Genomic DNA, 18,264 nt, shown 5'->3' with positions numbered 1-18,264 from the left:
TTCGTTGCCCGGTCGCTATGTATTCGCAGGCAGCGCGGCGCGTTCCAATACCGTCATCGGGCCTAGCCTTTCGATCACGTCCAGTTGAGCCGCGTCACGCACGAACAGCGAACCCGCAAAGCCGAGCGCGTTGACCGACACGCCTTCGACACGCTCTCGCGATCTCGGCACGAGCAGCATCCAGCACCGTGTGACCAGCAGGTTGTAGGGCGCCGCATGACACCACGCACGATCGATTTCGAGCGCGCCGACACCCGCCGCTTCGAGCAGCGTGCGATAGCGGGACAGCGCCAGCTTCGGCGCATCCGCGCGCGTCAGATCATCCGCCTCGAAGCGCACAAACGCATGCCAAAACGGCAGCTCCGGCACGCGGTCCTGCGCACCCAACAAGGGCTCGATTGGCACGGGCGGATCGGCGTCCCCGAGCGGCAGCGGCACGATCTGCAGATGCTTGTGCGGCTGGCTCGAACCCGCCTCCGTGCCGGCGTTGTAAAAGCCGATGCCGTCGAATTCGGCCATGCACGCGAGCAGCGCTTCGAAATCGGCAAGATCGAGCAGCGCTTCCTGCGGTTCGAATTCGCGCGTGACGATCAGCAAATGATGATCGATCACGTTGAACTTGTTCAGCAACGCGAGATGCGTGTCGGAGATATCGGCGACGAACAGATCCGGGTCGGGGGGAAGAAATGGGTTCGCTTGCGGGCGCTTTGCAGTCTGCAGCTTGTGCGCTTGATCGCGCTGTTGTTCCTTATGCGTCAGGCTCGACACCTGACGCACGAGAAAGCGGATGCCGCCGCTGTCGATCCTGCACTGTTGCGTGTCGATCGGCCGCAGCGCGCCGCAACCGAGCGCATGGTCGGTCTGTCGCAGAATGGCGGGCCACAGCGTGCCCGGAATCAGGCGTCGTTGTCGTTCCATAGCATGTCGGCAGGTAGGGCGGCGCGTGTAAAGCGAGTGAAAGCGCAGCGGCTACAGCTTGTAGCCTATCGTGCGCAAAAGATCCTTGCGCCATTGAACGTCTTCCGCGCTTTCGGTGCCGACGGGTGGAAAGCCATCGATCACGCCGACGATCCCGCGCCCCTGATCCGTTTCAGCGATCAGCACTTCGACGGGATTCGCCGTTGCGCAGAAGATGCGGCAGACCTCGGGCACGGCCTTGATCGTGTTCAGCACGTTGACGGGGAAAAAGCCGTCGCCGAGAAATACGAAGAAGCTATGGCCCGCGCCGACGTTGGTCGCGTTCTGGCATGCGATTTCGACGAGGCTGTCGTCCGTGCCGGAGCGTCGCACGAGGCGCTTGCCGGAGGCCTCGCAAAACGCGAGCCCGAACTTGATGCCTGGCACCGTGCCGACCATCGCTTCGTGAATATCCTCGACGGATTTGATGAAGTGGCTTTGCCCGAGGATGAAGTTGGTCGCTTCGGGCTTGACGACCTTGACGGCGGACAATTGCATGGTGGACCTCGCTCCATTGCGGCAACACGCCGATGAAAACACGTCGAACACCGGCCAGCCCGACTGCGGATGGTTCGCGCGTCAGCCGGTCTTCGTCGATCCGGCTTCTAGCCTAGTACGAAAACCGGGCCTCCGGCGAAAGACGCCACGAATTCCCCAATTCCGGAGCCCGCCGCGTACCGCGCGTGGCTCGTTGCGGGTCTATCCTGAAGCGATCCCGGCATCCAGGAAACCTGCGCCGTCGCGGCGCACGGTGCGCGCCGCGGCTGCCCGGAAAGCCGTATCCGGCTAGCATAAGACCTACGTCGAACAGGCAGAGATAGCCTGACTTATGGCGGCATTGATCGACCACAAGCCGCGTCTCCGTCATAGCGTTTTGACCCGCTTTAAGCCCCCATCGCGCCGCAGTAGCCTGTCCGGGTCAACAAGGTCAAGCGCCGGTTTACGCCCCCGACCGAGTGTGCAAGTATCTTCACCAAGCCGCATCCCGCACACTCTTGCGAGGTCCACGATGGCCTGGAAACTTTGGAAGACCGAGAAGCAGAACGACGAGACGCGAAGCTGGCCGAGCGGGACGCATGAGTCGTTGAAGCAGCTTCTGGACATGTACCTGGTCAGCGACTCGCCACCGTTTGCGAACTGGGCCGCGCCCGGGATCACCTTCACGCCCGAAGTCGAAACGCTCGCCCGAAACGGAGTGCGGGGCTATCAGCTTGCCCTCTGGCTTTGGCTTTTCGCCGAGAAGCACGGCACCATCGCGGCAAAAATGGTGCGCGAATCTTTTTGCCTGCTCGCCGACGCGATGCAGCCGTCGTCCGGCGACAAGATCGACATGCTCCTCGAACTCGAAAACCGCCTCGCGCATTCTGTCGAAGACCTTTCCGCTCAACAGCGCACCTTCCGCCTCGAGGGACTGTCCGTCGAGCTGCCGATGGAGTTTTTCCTCGCTACCGCCTTCCTGCGGCTCGCGCCGGATTCTCCGTATGCGGGGACCGAAGGCACTCACGTGCAAGGCAATGACTTCAAGCTGGCCGACTGCTTCCGCCATGCAACCGAAGAGGGGCTGGCGGTATTCCGGCCGATGGTAGACGCGGTCGAGTTCGACGCGAAATCGCTGCCCAACTGGCGATGGAGCGCTCATCCCGGCGCTGCCGAGCGACACCTGCAACGCCGCCACAAGAATCCGCTGTTCGCGCTTCATCGCCAGATGGTGACCGCTCACGAGGTCTATGAGGCACGACTTGCCGATGCGCGGGCCATCGAGGAGGTCAGGAGCGAGCTCAATGAGATCAGCCGCTCGTTCTCCGAGACGACCGAATTGCCGTTGAACTGGCAGCCCTTCCTCGAACGATACCGGGACCACGTCGACAGGCTCGATGAACGCCGGCTCGTGGTTGGCGGACAGAGCACGTCTCTCGGCAATGCAATTGCGGAGTTGCGCGCCGACATACTTGCAACCTGGCGCGCTTCGATTCACAAGAATCGGCACAGTCTCGCGACCCTGGAGCAGGACGAAGCGAAACGGACCGAGCGGCGCACGCTGCTGTATGGATGCGACTGGACGGCTCAGCTTTTGAGCCACGGGTCGCTGATTCCGCCAGAAGAGGTGGTGCCCGCGCTGCTGAGCGAGCCCCCCTCCGAGCTGGAAAAGGTGGTGGCGGGTCTGCGGGGCGAACCGCGACTGCACGAGACGCTGGCGCAGTGTCGTGCAACCGCGCATCGGCTCGTCAACGAGCTTCGCGCGGCCGGCCATCAGCTTCCCGATATCGACGACAAGCTTCGCATTCTGGAGGGTGCGCCCGGGCAGTTGCCGGATTGATCGTCTTGCTGGTATGCGATGTCTTGTAACCCGTGGATGCCACGCCCGACCACAAAGGCCACTTATGAATTCTTCCTCTCGCGCCCCGCTCGATGTAGCGACCGAGGCGGCATCCACGCTTTCGGAGTACCTGGAGCTTTCGCTAGACAAAGGACAGAGCCTGATTTTCGTGCTCTCTCACGGCGAAAATAGCGAAGTCTATCTTGGCGACCCCGGCGAGCCAGACGCGGACTGGACAAGCTGCGCGGCCATTCCGAACACGATGGTCCACGCGCTTCTGGAGGCCACCCGGTCGGGATTCAACCAGTTGGTCATCGAAGGACAGGCCTACCGCTTCGCCCGGACCTTCGCGCAAGTTGCCGGGCATGGCGCTGTCGTCTTCACGCCCGCATAGACGCGGTAGCCAATCACGTTGCTGCGTTTGAGCATGGATGATCATAGCGATTTCGTTGTGCGCAACATGTCGTCCAGCGAGGTCGATCTGGCGATCGAATGGGCTGCGGCAGAGGGATGGAATCCGGGCCTCGACGACGCGCGATGCTTCTGGAATGCAGACCCCAATGGCTTTTTCGTCGGTATCTGGCGCGGCGAGCCGGTGGCATGCATCTCGGCAGTCGCCTACGACGAGCGCTTCGGTTTCATTGGCCTCTACATCGTCAAGCCGGCATTTCGCGCCAGGGGTTTCGGTCTGCGCACGTGGCAGCACGCGATGCGCTATCTGGGAGATCGGACGATCGGCCTCGATGGTGTCGTTGCCCAGCAGCAGAACTATAAGAAATCCGGCTTCCAGTTCGCGTATCGCAACATCCGCTTCCAGGGCGTCGTGCGAGCCGCGTCGACGCCCAGGCTGACGCACGCGCGGGAGGTACCCTTCGCGCAACTGCTTGCCTACGACAGCGCATGTTTTTCGACCAACCGTTCCCGCTTCCTCGCGGACTGGATCGCGCAATCACAGGCGCTGGCTCTGGCGGACGTGCGCAACGATCAGATTAGAGGGTACGGTGTGCTGCGCCGCTGCAGGAGCGGCTACAAGATCGGTCCGCTCTTTGCCGACGACGCCCGGATTGCCAACGATCTATTCGACGGGCTGGTCGCGAGGGCCGCAGGCGAAGTCATCGCGCTCGATGTCCCGGAAGTCAACGCGGCTGCGGTCGCGCTCGCTGAACGCTACGGCATGGTGAGCGCATTCGAAACGGCGCGCATGTACACGCGCGCCGCGCCGGCCATTCCCGTGCAACGCGTGTTCGGGGTGAGTACGTTCGAACTAGGTTGACTGCAAAACAACAGACCGATCATCGAGCGGCCGAGAGCGACGACTCACGCTGACCGGAAATGGTGAAAAGGCGCACGGTCTCATCCAGCACCTGAGCGGAGTCGATCAGCCGTTGCGCAGTGGCCGTCGCTTGCTCCACCAGCGCGGCGTTTTGCTGGGTCGCGCTGTCGAGGTGCGTGATTGCCTGATTCACCTGCATGATGCCTTTGGCCTGCTCGTCGCTTGCGTTTGACACATCGTCGATGATGGTCAGTACGCGTCTGACCGTCTCGTCGATCACTTTCATCTGCGACGCGGTGCGGTCGATCAGTTCCGTTCCTTGCGAGACTTCCGCGACGGTCAGATCCACCACGGACTTGATTTGCCGGGCGGACTCCGCGCAACGTTGCGCGAGCATGCGCACTTCGGTGGCGACGACCGCGAACGATCGGCCGGCGTCGCCGGCACGGGCGGCTTCGACCGCCGCGTTCAAAGCAATGATGTTGGTCTGAAAGGCGATCCCATCGATCACGCCCGTGATATCGGCGATACGCTGAGACGCCGACGTAATGCCGGACATGGTCCGCTCAACCTGACCGACGATCTCGCCGCCAAGCGCCGCGGCATCCTGTGCTTCCCGCGCAAGTCCGAGCGCGGACGCGGCGGCGTCGGCATTGGCCTTCACGCTGGTGGTGAATTGCTCCATGGTCGCAGCGGTTTCCTCGAGCGACGCCGCTTGCGATTCAGTGCGGCGCGCCAGATCTTCATTGCCGCTCGACATTTCACGAGCGGAGTCCACCACCCCGCCGATCTGGCCACGCACGTCCAGCACGATCGCGCCTAGGTTCGCCTTCAGTTGGTTCAGCGCGCTCAGTACGTCGCCGATATCGCCGTTCCTCGAGATGCTCATTTCGGCGGTCAGGTCACCGGCAGCCATACGGGTGGCGAAACTGGAGAGCCCCGCGAGCGGCGCACCCAATTGCTTTCGCAACGCCAGCCAGGCCAGGCCGGCCAGCATCGCGGTGACGCCAGTCGCGCTCCAGTACGGCAGCGGCGGCATCCCGCCGTACAGCGCCGCACCGACGAGCGGGAAGACCAGCGGCGCGATCGCATAGCCGATACCGATGCGCGCCACGACGGACAAGTGCGTCAGTGCCTGCAGCTTGCCGGCTATCCCGGTACGCACCAGCTTCCCGCGGCGCAACTTGTGCGAGCGCAACGTGCCTTCGCGCATCCGCGCATAGGTTGACTCGGCAAGCCTCACTTCGTTGCGAGAAGGCTTGCTGCGAACGCTCAGATAGCCGACGGTCTGACCGCTTTCGATCACCGGCGTGACGTTCGCGCATACCCAGTAGTGGTCGCCATTCTTGCGGCGGTTTTTCACGAGCGCCGTCCAGGGCTGACCCGCGCGGATCGTCTCCCACATGTCGGCGTACGCGTCGCGCGGCATGTCGGGATGCCGGACGATGTTATGTGGCGCGCCGAGCAACTCTTCTCGCGTGAAGCCTGAGATCGCAATGAATGCGGGGTTGCAGTACTGAATCCTTCCTTTCAGGTCGGTTGCCGAGACAAGCATCTCCGAGGCGGGGAAATCGAATTCGCGTTGTGTTACAGGCTGGTTATTGCGCATGAAGGTCGTTAGCGAGGCACCGCGCTCTGCTCAAGGCGCCGGAATGTCGGTCAATGGACGTTCTAACGGCAATACCTTCCAAATATTGAGGTTATCTGACTAGCTTGGTCGGGTAATCGAAAGCTTGGTGCCATCAAGTGCTATGCACCTGCCGCGGCGACGCCTGGCGGCATCAACGTCACTTGCGCGAGCCCCTCTTCTTCCTTTCCGGAGCTTCGACGCTCGTGTCGACCGGCGTGAACGGCGCCTGAAAATGATCGACAAGGAAATCGATGAAGGCTCGCGCCCGCGCCGTCTGATTGCGCTGCCTCGGGTAGTAGACGAACAGATCCGCCGAAGGCAGCACGGTATTCGGCAGCACCAGCTTGAGGCGCCCGCTCTGTACGTACTTGGCCAGATCCCATTCGGAGCGAATCAGAATCCCGTGACCGTCGAGCGCCCACCGAAGCGCAATGTCGCCATCGTTGCTCGAAAGCACGCCTTTGACCTTGATCGCCTCGATGTGGTCGTTCACGATGTAGCGCCACACGCCATAAGCATCATCGTTCTGCCGATGAATGATGCAGCGATGCTGATGCAGGTCCTCCACGCGCTCGGGCGCTCCAAAACGCTCCTGATACTTCGGCGACGCGCAAAGAAAACGGCGATTGCTCATGATGCGCCTCGCGCTCAGCCGACTGTCCGGCAGCTCGCCGAACCGTATCGCCATGTCGAAGGCGCCTTCGACGAGATCGACCGGCCGGTCCGTCACCTCGAACTGCACTTCGACGTTCGGAAAACGCCTGGCGAAGTCGGAGACGAGCGGCGCGATGGTCGTCCTGCCGAAACCCAGCGTCGCGTTGATGCGCAACGGCCCATGCGGATCGCGCCGGGCGCCGGAGATGGCCTCCTCCATCTCGCGGACCTGCCCGACGATCTGGGACGCGTAGCGCAGATACGTCTCTCCCTCGGGCGTCAGGCTGACGCTGCGCGTAGTCCGGTTGACCAGACGGGCGCCGAGCCGCTGCTCGATGATCCCCAGCCGCTTGGTCGCCGCTGGCGGACTGAGATCGAGCGCCCGGGCGGCGCCGGACATGCTCCTGAGTTTCGCAAGAAGAATGAAGAACTCGAAGTCGGATGCGGGTGCAGTACTCACTTTTGGTGAAATATGTAGTGAACACAAGTGAATTTTAGCAAGCTCTTTCGCGGCTAAGCTATGCACCACATTGCAGCCAGGATGGCTCAATAACCGTTCAAATCTCTGGAGACAGTGGCGTGAGAATCGTTGAAATCCGCGAAAAGACCGTTCCGATCAGTTCCCCGATCCGGAACGCCTACATCGACTTCAGCAAAATGACCTTGAGTCTCGTCGCGGTCGTCACGGACGTGATCCGCGACGGTAAGCCGGTGATCGGCTATGGCTTCAACTCGAACGGCCGCTACGGTCAGGGCAAACTGATGCGCGAGCGCTTCATCCCGCGCCTGCTCGAGGCCGACCCGGCCGCGCTCGTCGACGACTCCGGCGACAACCTCAATCCCCACAAGATCTGGGCGACGATGTTCATCAACGAGAAGCCCGGCGGCCACGGTGAGCGCTCCGTCGCGATCGGCACGATCGATATGGCCGTCTGGGACGCGGTGGCGAAAATCGCGGGCAAACCGCTGTTCCAGTTGCTCGCCGAGCGGTACGGCAATGGCGAGGCCAACCGCAAGATCTTCGTCTACGCGGCGGGCGGCTACTACTATCCGGGCCAGGACCACGAGAAGCTCAAGGATGAGATGCGCAGCTACATCGACCGGGGCTACACGGTCGTGAAGAAGAAAATCGGCGGTGCGTCGCTCGACGAAGACCTGCGGCGCATCGACTCGATCCTCAGCGTGCTGCAGGACGGCCAGAAGCTCGCGGTCGATGCCAACGGCCGCTTCGATCTCGATACCGCGATCAGCTATGCGAAGGCGCTGTCGCAGTACGACCTGTTCTGGTACGAGGAGGCGGGCGACCCGCTCGACTTCGAGTTGCAGGCGACGCTGCGCAACTACTATGACAAGCCGATGGCGACCGGCGAAAACCTGTTCTCGATGCAGGATGCCCGCAACCTGATCCGCTACGGAGGTATGCGCCCCGATCGCGATTGGCTGCAATTCGATTGCGCATTGAGCTACGGTCTCGTCGAATATCTGCGAACGCTCGATATGCTGCATCAGCATGGCTGGTCGAGAAGCCGTTGCATTCCCCACGGCGGGCACCAGATGTCGCTGAACATCGCGGCGGGCCTCGGACTCGGCGGCAACGAATCGTACCCGGACCTGTTCCAGCCATACGGCGGTTTCCCGGACGACGTTCGCGTCGAGAACGGCTATATCACGATGCCGGAGCTGCCCGGCATCGGCTTCGAAGGCAAATCCGACCTGATCGCCGAGATGCGCAAGCTGGCTGAATAACGCGCGCTCGCAACAAAACGACAAACATTCCCGCTTGAATGGTTCATAAAAAGACGGAACGAAGCCGGCTCAATGCGGCCTTCCCACGCTGCTCGCGTGGGAAGGCCGCATTTTCCCTTTGAAGACGCCACGCACAGGAGACAGACATGCCAGTATCGAAAGTAAGAAGAGCGCTTTCCAAGCTGTACGTTCAGGTCCTCATCGGGATCGTGGCCGGTGTCCTGCTGGGCCACTTCTACCCCGATCTCGCGTCGCAGATGAAGCCGCTGGGCGACCTGTTCATCAAGCTGATCCGGATGCTGCTTGCGCCGATCATCTTCGCGTCGGTCGTGGTCGGGATCGCGCGCATGAACGACCTCCATCAGGCGGGCCGGGTAGGCGTGAAAGCCCTTCTCTATTTCGAACTGGCATCGACGGTCGCGCTGATTGCGGGGATGGTGGTCGTCAATGTCATCGAACCCGGCAGCGGCATGAACATCGATCCCTCGCAGATCGATGCGGCCGCGATTTCGACCTATACGCACGCAGCAGAGCAACACGGGATGCTCGACTTCTTCATGAGCATCGTTCCGAATAGCATTGTCGGGGCATTCGCCAAGGGCGAGATGCTCCCGATAATTTTCTTTTCAGTTCTGCTTGCTATCTCGCTGGCGAAGCTCGGACCCCGTACCGCACCATTCGTCGACATGCTCGACATGTTCCTTCAAGGTATGTTCGGCGTGGTGCGGATCGTCATGTACGTTGCTCCGATCGGCGCATTCGGCGGCATGGCCTTCACGATCGGCAAATACGGCATCGGCACGTTGGCATCGTTCGGCGAGTTGATGCTTTGTCTGTATCTGACCTCGTTGTTCTTCGTGTTCGTCGTGCTTGGCCTTGTCATGAAGATGTGCGGGCTTTCACTATGGAAGTTTCTTCGCTACATCAGGGACGAGATTCTGATTACGCTTGGCACCGCATCGACAGAAGCGGTGTTGCCGCAGATGCTGATCAAGATGGAGGCGATGGGCTGCGCTCGCCCGGTGGTTGGCATGGTCTTGCCCACCGGCTATACGTTCAATGCCGACGGAACGGCGATTTATCTGACGATGGCGGCATTGTTCATCGCCCAGGCGATGAACGTCCACCTCAGTATCTGGGACCAGTTGCTCGTGCTCGGCGTGCTGCTGCTCACGTCGAAAGGCTCCGCAGGCGTGGCCGGGGCGGGATTCGTCGCACTGGCTGCGACGCTGGCCTCGATGCACAAGATTCCCGTCGAAGGCCTCGTGCTGCTGCTCGGCGTAGACCGCTTTCTGAACGAGGCGCGTGCGGTCACGAACCTGATCGGCAATGGCGTTGCGACCGTCGTCGTCGCTCGCTGGGAGGGCCAACTCGATAGGAACCTGGCGCGCGCGGTGCTGAATCGCGACAACACGGCTCGCTTCCAAACACCTGGTCCTGCCACGCAACCCGCAGTCTCGCCGACATTGCCGATTGAAGCGCAGGCGCTCCTCGATGGCTCAGCGAACCATAAATAGAACTGAACTTTTCGGAATGTGTGCCGTTAACTCAGCGGTATCTCACTCCTTCCGAATTCAGCATGAAACTGACCATCAAGTTCCGTCTTCTCGCCACCCTCACCCTGCTCGGGTTCTTGCTGACGGTGACTGGCGTACTGGGTATCGCCGGCATGCGCGGTTCGAACCATGCGGTTGCGCAGGCGTATACCAACGACGTGGCCGCCGCGACCGCGCTCGGCAAGTCCAACCTGAACCTGACCGTAGTGCGCACTACGCTCGATCGCGTGCTGCTGCACCCGGAGGCGGCGGATAGAGCCGCCCTCATCGATAAGGCGCGCAACTATCTAGCGGTCTCCGACAAAGCCTGGAAAGAGTACCGCGCACTGCCCGTCTCCGATGCGGAAGCGGCCTTGTCGAAGGCTGTCGCCGACGCCCGCGAAGCGATGCTGCATGGCGCACTCGAGCCGATGATGGACGCGATGAGCCGTGGCGACCACGAGGGTGCCGACCAGATCGCGATGGTCGTTATGCCGCCGTTTGCCGCGGCTCTAACGCAGAAATCCGCGGAGCTGGACAAGTTTCGCAACGCGCAAGGCAACGCTCGCTACGACACGGCACAGCATAGCTACCAGACACTTTCAACCATTACCGCAATCGCGATCGCCGTCGGTCTTCTGACCTGCGTCACCTGCGGCTTCACGCTGCTTCGCGCAATCGCGCGCCCGCTCGACATGACGGTGCGCCATGTCGAGCGACTCGCTCAGGGCGACATGTCGCAGCACCTGCGGTTCGACAGTAATGACGAAATGGGTCGCCTCGTCAGAAGCGTTGGGCAGATGCAGAAGGACATCGGCACGATGATCGAACAGATCGCTCGCGGCAGCGAGTCGATCGCGTCCGCGACCCAGCAAATTTCGGCCGGCAACGCGGACCTGTCGGCGCGCACCGAGGCGCAGGCGGCGTCCATCGAGGAAACGGCGGCGAGTATGGAACAACTGACCAACGCCGTCACGGAGAACGCGGCGCACGCGCGTGAAGCGCGCGAGCTGGCCGACGCGACGAAGGCGACGGCCGGTGCGGGCGCGGACGTCGTCCGTCAGGTCATCGACGCGATGCGCGACATTCACGACGGCGCGAAAAGAATGGGCGAGATCATCGGGGTGATCGAAGGCATCGCCTTTCAGACCAACATCCTCGCGTTGAATGCGGCTGTCGAGGCCGCGCGCGCCGGAGAGGAAGGACGCGGCTTTGCCGTCGTCGCCGGCGAGGTACGCAATCTCGCTCAGCGCTCGGCGACCGCGGCGAAGGAAATCAAGGAGCTGATCGACGCGTCGACCGCGCGCGTCGCCGACGGTTCGCGCCTCGTCGGCCGGGCCGGTGAGACGATGGGCGAAGTACAGACGGCCGTCGGTCGCGTCACGTCGATCATGAGCGACATCGCGACGGCTTCGGCCGAACAGAGCGATGGCATCGAGGAGGTCAATCGCGCGATTACGCAGATGGATCAGATGTCGCAGCAAAATGCCGCGCTGGTCGAACAGGCAGCCGCCGCGGCCGCGTCGCTCACCGAGCAGACTGGCCTATTGACCCGGGCGGCTGGCCGATTCCGCTTTGCGTCCCTGTCCTGATGCCGCGCTATAGGCTCGCGTGCCGCGACACGCCTTAGGTTCGCGAGCCGCCGGAGGTCGTGGTGTCGGCGTCATTGGCAGGCACCGCCTCGAGAAAACCGCGCCCCATCTCCGCCTCGAAGCGCGCAGCGCTGCCCTCCCAGATGATGCGCGCGTGTTCGAGAACGTAAACGCGATCGGCATGCGGCAGCGCAAACCTGACGTTCTGCTCGCCCAGCAGCACCGTAATGGGCGTGGATTTCTGCAGCGAATCCAGCGCTTTCGACAATTGCTCGAGAATCACGGGCGCGAGGCCGAGTGTCGGCTCGTCGAGAATCAGCAGCTTCGGTTGGGTCATTAGCGCGCGCGCGATCGCGAGCATTTGCTGCTCGCCGCCGGACAGCGTACGCGCGGTTTGGCCCTGGCGCGACTTCAGGATCGGAAACAGATCGAACAGCCACGACAGCTGTTTAGCGCGCGCCGAATCAGCAAGATGATATCCGCCAAGTTCGAGATTCTCGCGTACCGTCATGTCGCCGAATAGCTCGCGCGTTTCCGGGCATTGCACGAGGCCGGCGCGCGAGATCGCGGCACCGCTGATACCGCGCAGATCGCGGCCGTCGAAGCGGATCGTCCCCTTGTACGGCACTAGGCCCGAGAGCGCGTTGAACAGCGTCGTCTTGCCCGCGCCGTTCAGGCCGACAACCGAGACGAATTCGCCCTCGCGCACTTGCAGACTGACGTCGTCGAGTGCGCACGCCTTGTCGTAGAGCACGCGCACACCGCTCACCTCGAGGATCGTGGGCTTCGCATTGCCCGCGGCTCCGGTGCGCTGGCGCAGCTCCAGCTTGCCGCCCAGATAGACTCGGCGCACCGTGTCGTTCTGCATCACCTGTTCGGCGGTGCCCTCGGCGACACGCTCGCCAAGGTACATCGCCAGCACGCGGTCGGCGAGCGCGGACAGACTCTTCACGTTGTGATCGACCAGCAGCACCGCGCGGCCTTCGGCGCGAAAGCCTCGAATCAGCTCGGAAAACGCGTGCGATTCCGCCACCGTCAGTCCCGCGAACGGCTCGTCCACCAGCACGACCTGCGGGTCGCGCGCAATCGCCTTGGCCATCTCCATGCGGCGCAGATCCGCAAACGGCAGCGTCGCGGGATGCCGATGCACGACGCCGGCAAGGCCCACGCGCTCGGCGATTTCCTGCGCGCGCTGGTGCACGTGGGGTTCGGCAGCGAGCTTGACGAGCGAATCAGGCAGCAGCGCGAGCTTGATATGTTCCAGCACCGTTTGCCGATGCAGCGGCCGCGAATGCTGAAACACGATGCCCACGCCCGCGCGCGCGATGCGGTGCGGCGCCCAGCCGGCCATCTCCACGCCGTTCACCTTGACCGACCCCGCATTGGGCCGCTCGATGCCCATGATCAGCTTCATGACCGTGGACTTGCCCGAACCGTTCGGTCCAATCAGACCGAGGATCTCGCCGGGCCGGATCTCGAAGCCGATATCCTTGACTGCGACGAGACCGCCAAAGCGCTTGGTCAGCCCGCGTACGGAGAGCAGCGGCGTGTCGTTCATTGGCGCTCCCTCGCACGTAGCAGATTGCCGAGCAGACCATCTGGAAAGAACAGCAGCGCAGCCAGCGCGACCGCCGCGACGACGAACGTGTTGAGCTGCCCGAGCGGTCGCAGGAACTCGCCGGCGACGATCAGGAAGATCGAGCCGAGCACCGCTCCGAGTATCGTCCGGCGTCCGCCGAGCACGGCCGCGATGATGATCTGCACGCCCACGCTGAGATCCACCACCGTGCTCACGGAAGCCGTGCCCTGGTAGAACACCAGCATCGCGCCGGCCACGCCCGAGAAAACGGCGCTGATGCAGAAGGCCACGAGCTTGTGCCGCGTGACATTGAAACCCAACGCCTGCGCGCCGGTCGCGTCCTGGCCGCTCGCCTGCAGGATCAGACCGACTGCCGAACGCGACAGGCCGAACAGCAGGATCGCGCAAACGATCAGGAACGCGAGCGCGATCCAGTAGTTATGGTTCGCATCGACCGACATCACGTCCGGCACCATCATGCCGATCTCGCCGCCCGTTATGCCCGCGAAGATCACGATGGCGTTTTGCAGCAGCAGTACGGCCACGAGCGTAACCAGCCCGAAATAAGGACCGCGCAGCCGCAGCGCGGGCACCGCGAGCAGCAAGCCGCCCACTAGCGCGACGCCGCCGCCTGAGAGCACGCAAACGGGTATGGGCAGGTCCCACCTGGCGTTGAGGATCGCAGCCGAATAGGCGCCGAGTCCGATCAGGAACGTCGGCCCGAAGTTGACCTCGCCGGCAAAGCCGAACAACAGGTCCCACGACATCGCGAACACGCCGAAGTAAAACGCAACCGTGAGCACGCCGAGGATGTAGCCAGAAAGCCACCACGGCAACGTCGCGGCGATCACGGCGAGCGCAACGGCGATCCATGCGCCACGCGAACGGAGAAGAACGGACATAGGGGTACGCTCCATTCGCACTGTTAGCGGCGTCCCAGGAAGCCCTGGGGCCGTACATACACGACCAGCACCAGCAGCAGCAACGCGGGCAGCGGGCGCAGCGTCGGCGCGATCAGATAGGCCGTGACCGTCTCCAGATAACCCACGACATACGCGGCCATCAACGAGCCCGACACACTGCCGAGTCCGCCCAGCACGACGATCGAGAACGCGCTGGCCGTGAGCTGCCCCGCATTGTTCGTGCTCACGCCAAGGAACGAAGCGAGCAGCACGCCCGCAATGCCGGCCAGCACGCCGTAGATGCTCCACGCGAGAAGATAGATCCTGGAGAGTTCGAAGCCGAGCAGCGTGAGACCGCGCGGATTCATCGAAGCCGCGAGCAGCGCTTTGCCTGCACGCGTGCGGTTCACGAACAGCCACAGCATGCCGATCACGGCCCAGCAGACCACCGCGATCATGATTTCGTTGTACGGCACGCGCACGCTGCCCACCATCGCCACCCCGGTGATCAGCGGGCGCATCGTCACCGGGTTGTCGGTGAAGAGCCACGCCATGCCCTGCTGGATCATGATGCCCCACAGCAGCGTGCCGGTGAGCACGAAGATTTCCTTCTCTTCGCCGGGAATCGCAGCCGAGCGTTGAATGGGCCGCACCACCATCAAGTAGGTGACGAAGGCCGTCACCAGACCCGCGATCACGCCGAGCAGCGTGCCGAGATAGGTGCCAAGACCCGCCTCGCCCGCGAGCATCCAGCCCATCAGCGCCGCGACCAGCATCACGCCGCCGTGCGCGAGATTCAGAATGCCGGAGACGCCGAAGATCAACGTGAAGCCGATCGCGCCCAGCGCATAGAGGGAGCTGATTGCAAAGCCGTCGACGAGAATCTGCAGTAGCAACATGCCCGGCCTTTCATGTTGGTTAGGGTGTCGATTCGTGCGGTGTCCGGGCCTTCGCCCGGACAGTCGCGATCGTCGTACGGCTAGTTCGCGCTTGCCTGCTTCACCTTGATGAAGGTCGGGAATTTCACCGCGCCGTTGGCGATCGACTTGGGCCAGATCGCGACCTGCTTGCCGTTCTGCCATTGCAGGTTGATACCCGTGATATAGCCGGGCCCGTACTTCAGCGCGTGCGTGAACTGATCGCTCTTACCATAGAACTGCCAGCGTCCGATCGTGCCCACGTAGTCGGTTTTCTCGAGCGCGTCGACCATCTGGTCCGGATCGGTCGAGCCCTTGTTGCGCCTGATCGCGTCCGCGATGATGTAGACGAGGTCGTAACTGGTGAAGCCGCAATACGCCGGAGAGACGCCGAACTTCTTCTGGTACTCATCCGTGAAGGGGACCGTTTTCGGCGTGATCGCCACGCCCGGTGCGGCGGCCGAGGCCGTGATCACGCCCTCGGTCGCGCCGTTCGTGTCCTTCCAGAAGCTGGTGGTCGTGGCCTGCGAGCTTTGGCCCGACATCGGGATCGGCACTTGCTGGTCGTGCCATTGCACGGTCGGCTGCACGCCCACGTGGCTGATGCCGGTGGTGATCGTATCGGGGTGCTTCGCCTCGATCTGGTTGAAGATCGGCGTGAAGTCGGAGGTATCAGGATTGAAGCGGATGTGATCGAGCACCTGAAGGCCCGCTTTGGGCAGGCATTCGAGGTAACGTTCGTCGAGCGGCTTGGTCCACGCCGCGTCCTCGCTCATGACGACGGTCGTTTTCATCTTGAACTGGCCGACCAGAACGTCGTGCGAGAAGTCGCAGATAGATTGCGCGATGAATGCCGACGTCATCCAGCCGTGGAATGTGTATTTGTAGTGGTCGTAGTCGTCGTGAACGTGCTTCGAGATGTCGTTGCTAGCCGCGCCCGGGGTGATGAAGGGCACCTTCAGGCGCCCGGACCACGGTTCCATCGCGAGCGCCACTTCGCTGATGTAGCTGCCGATCACAGCGACCACCTTGTCCTGGGTCGCCGCGCGCTGGAAGGCGCGCACGCCGTCCGAGGCCGATGAATGGTCGTCGTACGCGACGATCTGGATGGGCCGGCCATCGACGCCGCCGCTAGCGTTGATCTGGTCCGCGGCGAGCTGCGCCGCCTTGCTGATCGAAGCGCCCGCCACCGAGGATTCTTCGCTGATCACGCCGATCTTGATCGGCTCGGCCGCCGCATGAGCGCCTGCCGCCAAACCTAGCCCCGCCGCTACCATCCCCGTCGCGACGACGCAATGAAGGTTTCGCCACACATTGTTACTGGACATCATGCATCTCCGATTCGAATGGATCGTTGAGCAACAATTGCCCGCCACATTGCAGCATCTTAAGAATGCGCACACAACAATATTCACCCGTGTTGCGCCGCTCAATCGGTACAAACGATGACCGGGTCCGTACGGACTTCATGGTGCAGAGCGGAAAAATCTTGCCGCTCGGGCCGCGGGAAGCGGTTTTTTCTTGGTGAGCTAGCGCTGTGTAGTGTGAGATTAGCGGCCTTCTTCCTCTAGCTTATTCGTCATCCGAAGCATTGTGTCGGCGGTTCAATGGACCAACGTCCTGCCGCCTTGCAACCGCCCGCGACGCAGCGCATCAACCCGCGCCACGATCAGCTCGAGGGTGGCACGCGTGCCTGCGTGCGGGTCCGAACATTACGCGGCAACCCTGCTTGCTGACATATGTACGTCATGATAGGTTGCTGCAATTCCCGCTGCCGAACCTGGCATCTGTTTTTGCAACGCTACACGCCCGATAAAAAAAAGCGGGATGGGTTGATCTGGACTCATCGCACGCATACGCCTTTCCCCAACAGGAATTCAAGAGCCATGGCTTCAATGATCCAGCGAACGACCCTGTTCGCCTGTCTTCGCGCGGCTTGCGTCGCGGCTTCCCTGTCCATCGCCGCACTTGGCGCGCACGCCGCCGATCTCGTGATCGCAGGCCGGGACGACATCTACGGCCGCGGACTCGCGCAGGCGGTGGACGGCTACAAGAAACAGCACCCGGGCGTCGATATCGAATTGCTGAAGCTGCCGAATAACGACCTGTATCAGAAGCTGAAGCTGTCGTTACGCGAAAACACGCGCGCTTATGACCTGGTGATGATGGACGACACCTGGTCGCCCGAATTCATCGCCAGCGGATGGCTTCAGCCGCTGCCCGCCACGCTCGCGGATGCCGATATGGTGACGTCGACGATCTCCCTCGGACGCGCGTCGACCGGAACCTTGTATGCGATGCCGATCGTCGGCAATGTCGAGATGTTCGCCTATCGCAAGGATCTGCTCGCGAGTCGCGGCCTGCAGCCGCCGCGCAGCTGGGACGACGTGCTAAAGATCGCACAGACCATCGGGACCGCCGACAAGGACGTTTCCGCTGTCGTGTTTCGTGGCGTGAAGGGCAACCCCGTCGTCACCGGTTTTCTGCCGATCCTTTGGGCCTATGGCGGAGAAGTCGTCGACACGAACGGCAAGGTCACGATCGATTCGCCCGAAGCGCTGGCCGCGCTGAAGATGCTGCTCGCGCTGAAGAAGTGGGCACCGAAGGATGTCGACGTGTATGGCGCCGGTGAAGTGCGCGACGCATTGCAGGGCGGCACGGCCGCGCAGGCCATCGAAGTGTGGCCCGCCTGGCTGCCAGCGCTCGACGATCCAACGAAGTCGCGCGTCGTCGGCCAGGTCGCGCTGCAACCGCCGCCTGGCCAGGTCAAGGGGCCGGCGCCGATGCTGGGCATCTGGCAAATGGGCATTGCGAAAGATGCCGCGCATGCGAAAGTGGCGGCGGACTTCCTCGCCTACCTGACTTCGTCGGCGACGCAAACGCAACTGGCCGTGCTCGGCATTCCGCCGACGCGCAAGAGCGTCTTCGTCAATCCGGCACTCGTCAAGCAATATCGCTGGTACCCGGACCAGCTGAAGGCGCTCGAAGCGGGCCGTGCGCGGCCTCGCGTAAAAGATTGGCAGCAGATCGAGGCGATTCTCGGCGACGCATTGCAACTCGCGCTGACGGGGCAGGCCACGCCCGACGCAGCGTTGCATCAGGCTGCACAGAAGATCGGCCAGGCCAACGCGGCAGTGCAGTGATAGCGGCAGTGACAGCGCA

At 62.6% G+C, this 18,264-nt stretch carries 15 protein-coding genes; 7 read left to right on the top strand and 8 right to left on the bottom strand.

Annotation, left to right across the window (positions count from 1 at the left end):
- Positions 1 to 15: 15 nt before the first annotated feature.
- Together AB3X96_RS36690 and AB3X96_RS36685 are read right to left on the bottom strand one after the other, a co-directional pair.
- Positions 16 to 918: a DUF4922 domain-containing protein gene (locus tag AB3X96_RS36690; protein ID WP_368593560.1), complete on the bottom strand. Its 903-nt coding sequence runs from the start codon at positions 916 to 918 to the stop codon at positions 16 to 18.
- Between the two features lie 51 nt (positions 919 to 969).
- Positions 970 to 1,455, bottom strand: a complete 486-nt coding sequence (locus tag AB3X96_RS36685; protein ID WP_176111261.1) for an adenosine-specific kinase — start codon at positions 1,453 to 1,455, stop codon at positions 970 to 972.
- A gap of 331 nt (positions 1,456 to 1,786) precedes the next feature.
- On the opposite strand from AB3X96_RS36685, the gene AB3X96_RS36680 reads away from it, so the two are divergent.
- The 3 genes from AB3X96_RS36680 (at position 1,787) to AB3X96_RS36670 (ending at position 4,547) form a co-directional block, all read left to right on the top strand.
- Positions 1,787 to 3,274 carry a tryptophan leader peptide gene (locus AB3X96_RS36680; RefSeq protein ID WP_368593559.1) on the top strand — a complete coding sequence of 496 codons (1,488 nt, stop codon included), beginning with the start codon at positions 1,787 to 1,789 and terminating at the stop codon, positions 3,272 to 3,274.
- 64 nt (positions 3,275 to 3,338) lie between these two features.
- Positions 3,339 to 3,668 carry a hypothetical protein gene (locus AB3X96_RS36675; protein ID WP_368593558.1) on the top strand — a complete coding sequence of 110 codons (330 nt, stop codon included), beginning with the start codon at positions 3,339 to 3,341 and terminating at the stop codon, positions 3,666 to 3,668.
- A 33-nt stretch (positions 3,669 to 3,701) separates the two neighbouring features.
- On the top strand, positions 3,702 to 4,547 hold the full coding sequence (locus AB3X96_RS36670) for a GNAT family N-acetyltransferase (protein ID WP_368593557.1): 846 nt from the start codon (positions 3,702 to 3,704) through the stop codon (positions 4,545 to 4,547).
- Positions 4,548 to 4,566: 19 nt separating this feature from the next.
- On the opposite strand, the gene AB3X96_RS36665 is transcribed toward AB3X96_RS36670, so the two are convergent.
- Both AB3X96_RS36665 and AB3X96_RS36660 read right to left on the bottom strand, forming a co-directional pair.
- Positions 4,567 to 6,156: a methyl-accepting chemotaxis protein gene (locus AB3X96_RS36665; RefSeq protein WP_368593556.1), complete on the bottom strand. Its 1,590-nt coding sequence runs from the start codon at positions 6,154 to 6,156 to the stop codon at positions 4,567 to 4,569.
- A 178-nt stretch (positions 6,157 to 6,334) separates the two neighbouring features.
- Positions 6,335 to 7,291 (bottom strand): LysR family transcriptional regulator, encoded by a 957-nt coding sequence (locus AB3X96_RS36660; RefSeq protein WP_368593555.1) that lies wholly within the window; start codon positions 7,289 to 7,291, stop codon positions 6,335 to 6,337.
- Positions 7,292 to 7,410: 119 nt separating this feature from the next.
- On the opposite strand from AB3X96_RS36660, the gene AB3X96_RS36655 reads away from it, so the two are divergent.
- The 3 genes from AB3X96_RS36655 (at position 7,411) to AB3X96_RS36645 (ending at position 11,704) form a co-directional block, all read left to right on the top strand.
- Positions 7,411 to 8,577 (top strand): mandelate racemase/muconate lactonizing enzyme family protein, encoded by a 1,167-nt coding sequence (locus AB3X96_RS36655; protein ID WP_368593554.1) that lies wholly within the window; start codon positions 7,411 to 7,413, stop codon positions 8,575 to 8,577.
- 146 nt (positions 8,578 to 8,723) lie between these two features.
- Positions 8,724 to 10,094 (top strand): C4-dicarboxylate transporter DctA, encoded by a 1,371-nt coding sequence (gene dctA / locus AB3X96_RS36650; protein WP_368593553.1) that lies wholly within the window; start codon positions 8,724 to 8,726, stop codon positions 10,092 to 10,094.
- A gap of 62 nt (positions 10,095 to 10,156) precedes the next feature.
- A complete protein-coding gene (locus AB3X96_RS36645) occupies positions 10,157 to 11,704 on the top strand; it encodes a methyl-accepting chemotaxis protein (protein WP_368593552.1) in 1,548 nt (515 codons plus the stop codon).
- Between the two features lie 34 nt (positions 11,705 to 11,738).
- Here AB3X96_RS36645 and AB3X96_RS36640 read toward each other — a convergent pair whose 3' ends face one another.
- The 4 genes from AB3X96_RS36640 to AB3X96_RS36625 all read right to left on the bottom strand — a co-directional run bounded on the left by AB3X96_RS36640 (position 11,739) and on the right by AB3X96_RS36625 (position 16,430).
- Positions 11,739 to 13,262 carry an ATP-binding cassette domain-containing protein gene (locus tag AB3X96_RS36640; RefSeq protein WP_368593551.1) on the bottom strand — a complete coding sequence of 508 codons (1,524 nt, stop codon included), beginning with the start codon at positions 13,260 to 13,262 and terminating at the stop codon, positions 11,739 to 11,741.
- Positions 13,259 to 14,185 carry a branched-chain amino acid ABC transporter permease gene (locus tag AB3X96_RS36635; protein ID WP_368593550.1) on the bottom strand — a complete coding sequence of 309 codons (927 nt, stop codon included), beginning with the start codon at positions 14,183 to 14,185 and terminating at the stop codon, positions 13,259 to 13,261. The genes AB3X96_RS36640 and AB3X96_RS36635 overlap by 4 nt, the downstream gene beginning before the upstream one ends.
- A gap of 23 nt (positions 14,186 to 14,208) precedes the next feature.
- A complete protein-coding gene (locus AB3X96_RS36630; protein WP_368593549.1) occupies positions 14,209 to 15,084 on the bottom strand; it encodes a branched-chain amino acid ABC transporter permease in 876 nt (291 codons plus the stop codon).
- An 80-nt stretch (positions 15,085 to 15,164) separates the two neighbouring features.
- The gene (locus AB3X96_RS36625) at positions 15,165 to 16,430 is read right to left on the bottom strand and encodes an ABC transporter substrate-binding protein (RefSeq protein WP_176378273.1); all 1,266 of its coding nucleotides are present in this window, start codon (positions 16,428 to 16,430) and stop codon (positions 15,165 to 15,167) included.
- Between the two features lie 558 nt (positions 16,431 to 16,988).
- Between AB3X96_RS36625 and AB3X96_RS36620 the strand changes: the two genes are divergently transcribed.
- Entirely contained in the window at positions 16,989 to 18,245 is a 1,257-nt protein-coding gene (locus AB3X96_RS36620) for an ABC transporter substrate-binding protein (RefSeq protein WP_368593548.1), read from the top strand.
- The last annotated feature ends 19 nt before the right edge of the window (positions 18,246 to 18,264 follow it).

This window comes from Paraburkholderia sp. BR13439 (assembly GCF_040948805.1).
GTDB lineage: Bacteria > Pseudomonadota > Gammaproteobacteria > Burkholderiales > Burkholderiaceae > Paraburkholderia > Paraburkholderia youngii.
The sequence above is the reverse complement of the archived record's forward strand: the minus strand, read 5'-3'. Positions and strand labels throughout refer to the sequence as shown.

Bases quoted from the DNA above. Each gene is read 5' to 3' on its own strand.
- AB3X96_RS36690 (WP_368593560.1), bottom strand. From the start codon at position 918: ATGGAACGACAACGACGCCTGATTCCGGGCACGCTGTGGCCCGCCATT.
- AB3X96_RS36635 (WP_368593550.1), bottom strand. From the start codon at position 14,185: ATGTCCGTTCTTCTCCGTTCGCGTGGCGCATGGATCGCCGTTGCGCTC.
- AB3X96_RS36620 (WP_368593548.1), top strand. From the start codon at position 16,989: ATGGCTTCAATGATCCAGCGAACGACCCTGTTCGCCTGTCTTCGCGCG.
- AB3X96_RS36630 (WP_368593549.1), bottom strand. From the start codon at position 15,084: ATGTTGCTACTGCAGATTCTCGTCGACGGCTTTGCAATCAGCTCCCTC.
- dctA (WP_368593553.1), top strand. From the start codon at position 8,724: ATGCCAGTATCGAAAGTAAGAAGAGCGCTTTCCAAGCTGTACGTTCAG.
- AB3X96_RS36675 (WP_368593558.1), top strand. From the start codon at position 3,339: ATGAATTCTTCCTCTCGCGCCCCGCTCGATGTAGCGACCGAGGCGGCA.
- AB3X96_RS36665 (WP_368593556.1), bottom strand. From the start codon at position 6,156: ATGCGCAATAACCAGCCTGTAACACAACGCGAATTCGATTTCCCCGCC.
- AB3X96_RS36670 (WP_368593557.1), top strand. From the start codon at position 3,702: ATGGATGATCATAGCGATTTCGTTGTGCGCAACATGTCGTCCAGCGAG.
- AB3X96_RS36625 (WP_176378273.1), bottom strand. From the start codon at position 16,430: ATGTCCAGTAACAATGTGTGGCGAAACCTTCATTGCGTCGTCGCGACG.
- AB3X96_RS36645 (WP_368593552.1), top strand. From the start codon at position 10,157: ATGAAACTGACCATCAAGTTCCGTCTTCTCGCCACCCTCACCCTGCTC.
- AB3X96_RS36685 (WP_176111261.1), bottom strand. From the start codon at position 1,455: ATGCAATTGTCCGCCGTCAAGGTCGTCAAGCCCGAAGCGACCAACTTC.
- AB3X96_RS36640 (WP_368593551.1), bottom strand. From the start codon at position 13,262: ATGAACGACACGCCGCTGCTCTCCGTACGCGGGCTGACCAAGCGCTTT.
- AB3X96_RS36680 (WP_368593559.1), top strand. From the start codon at position 1,787: ATGGCGGCATTGATCGACCACAAGCCGCGTCTCCGTCATAGCGTTTTG.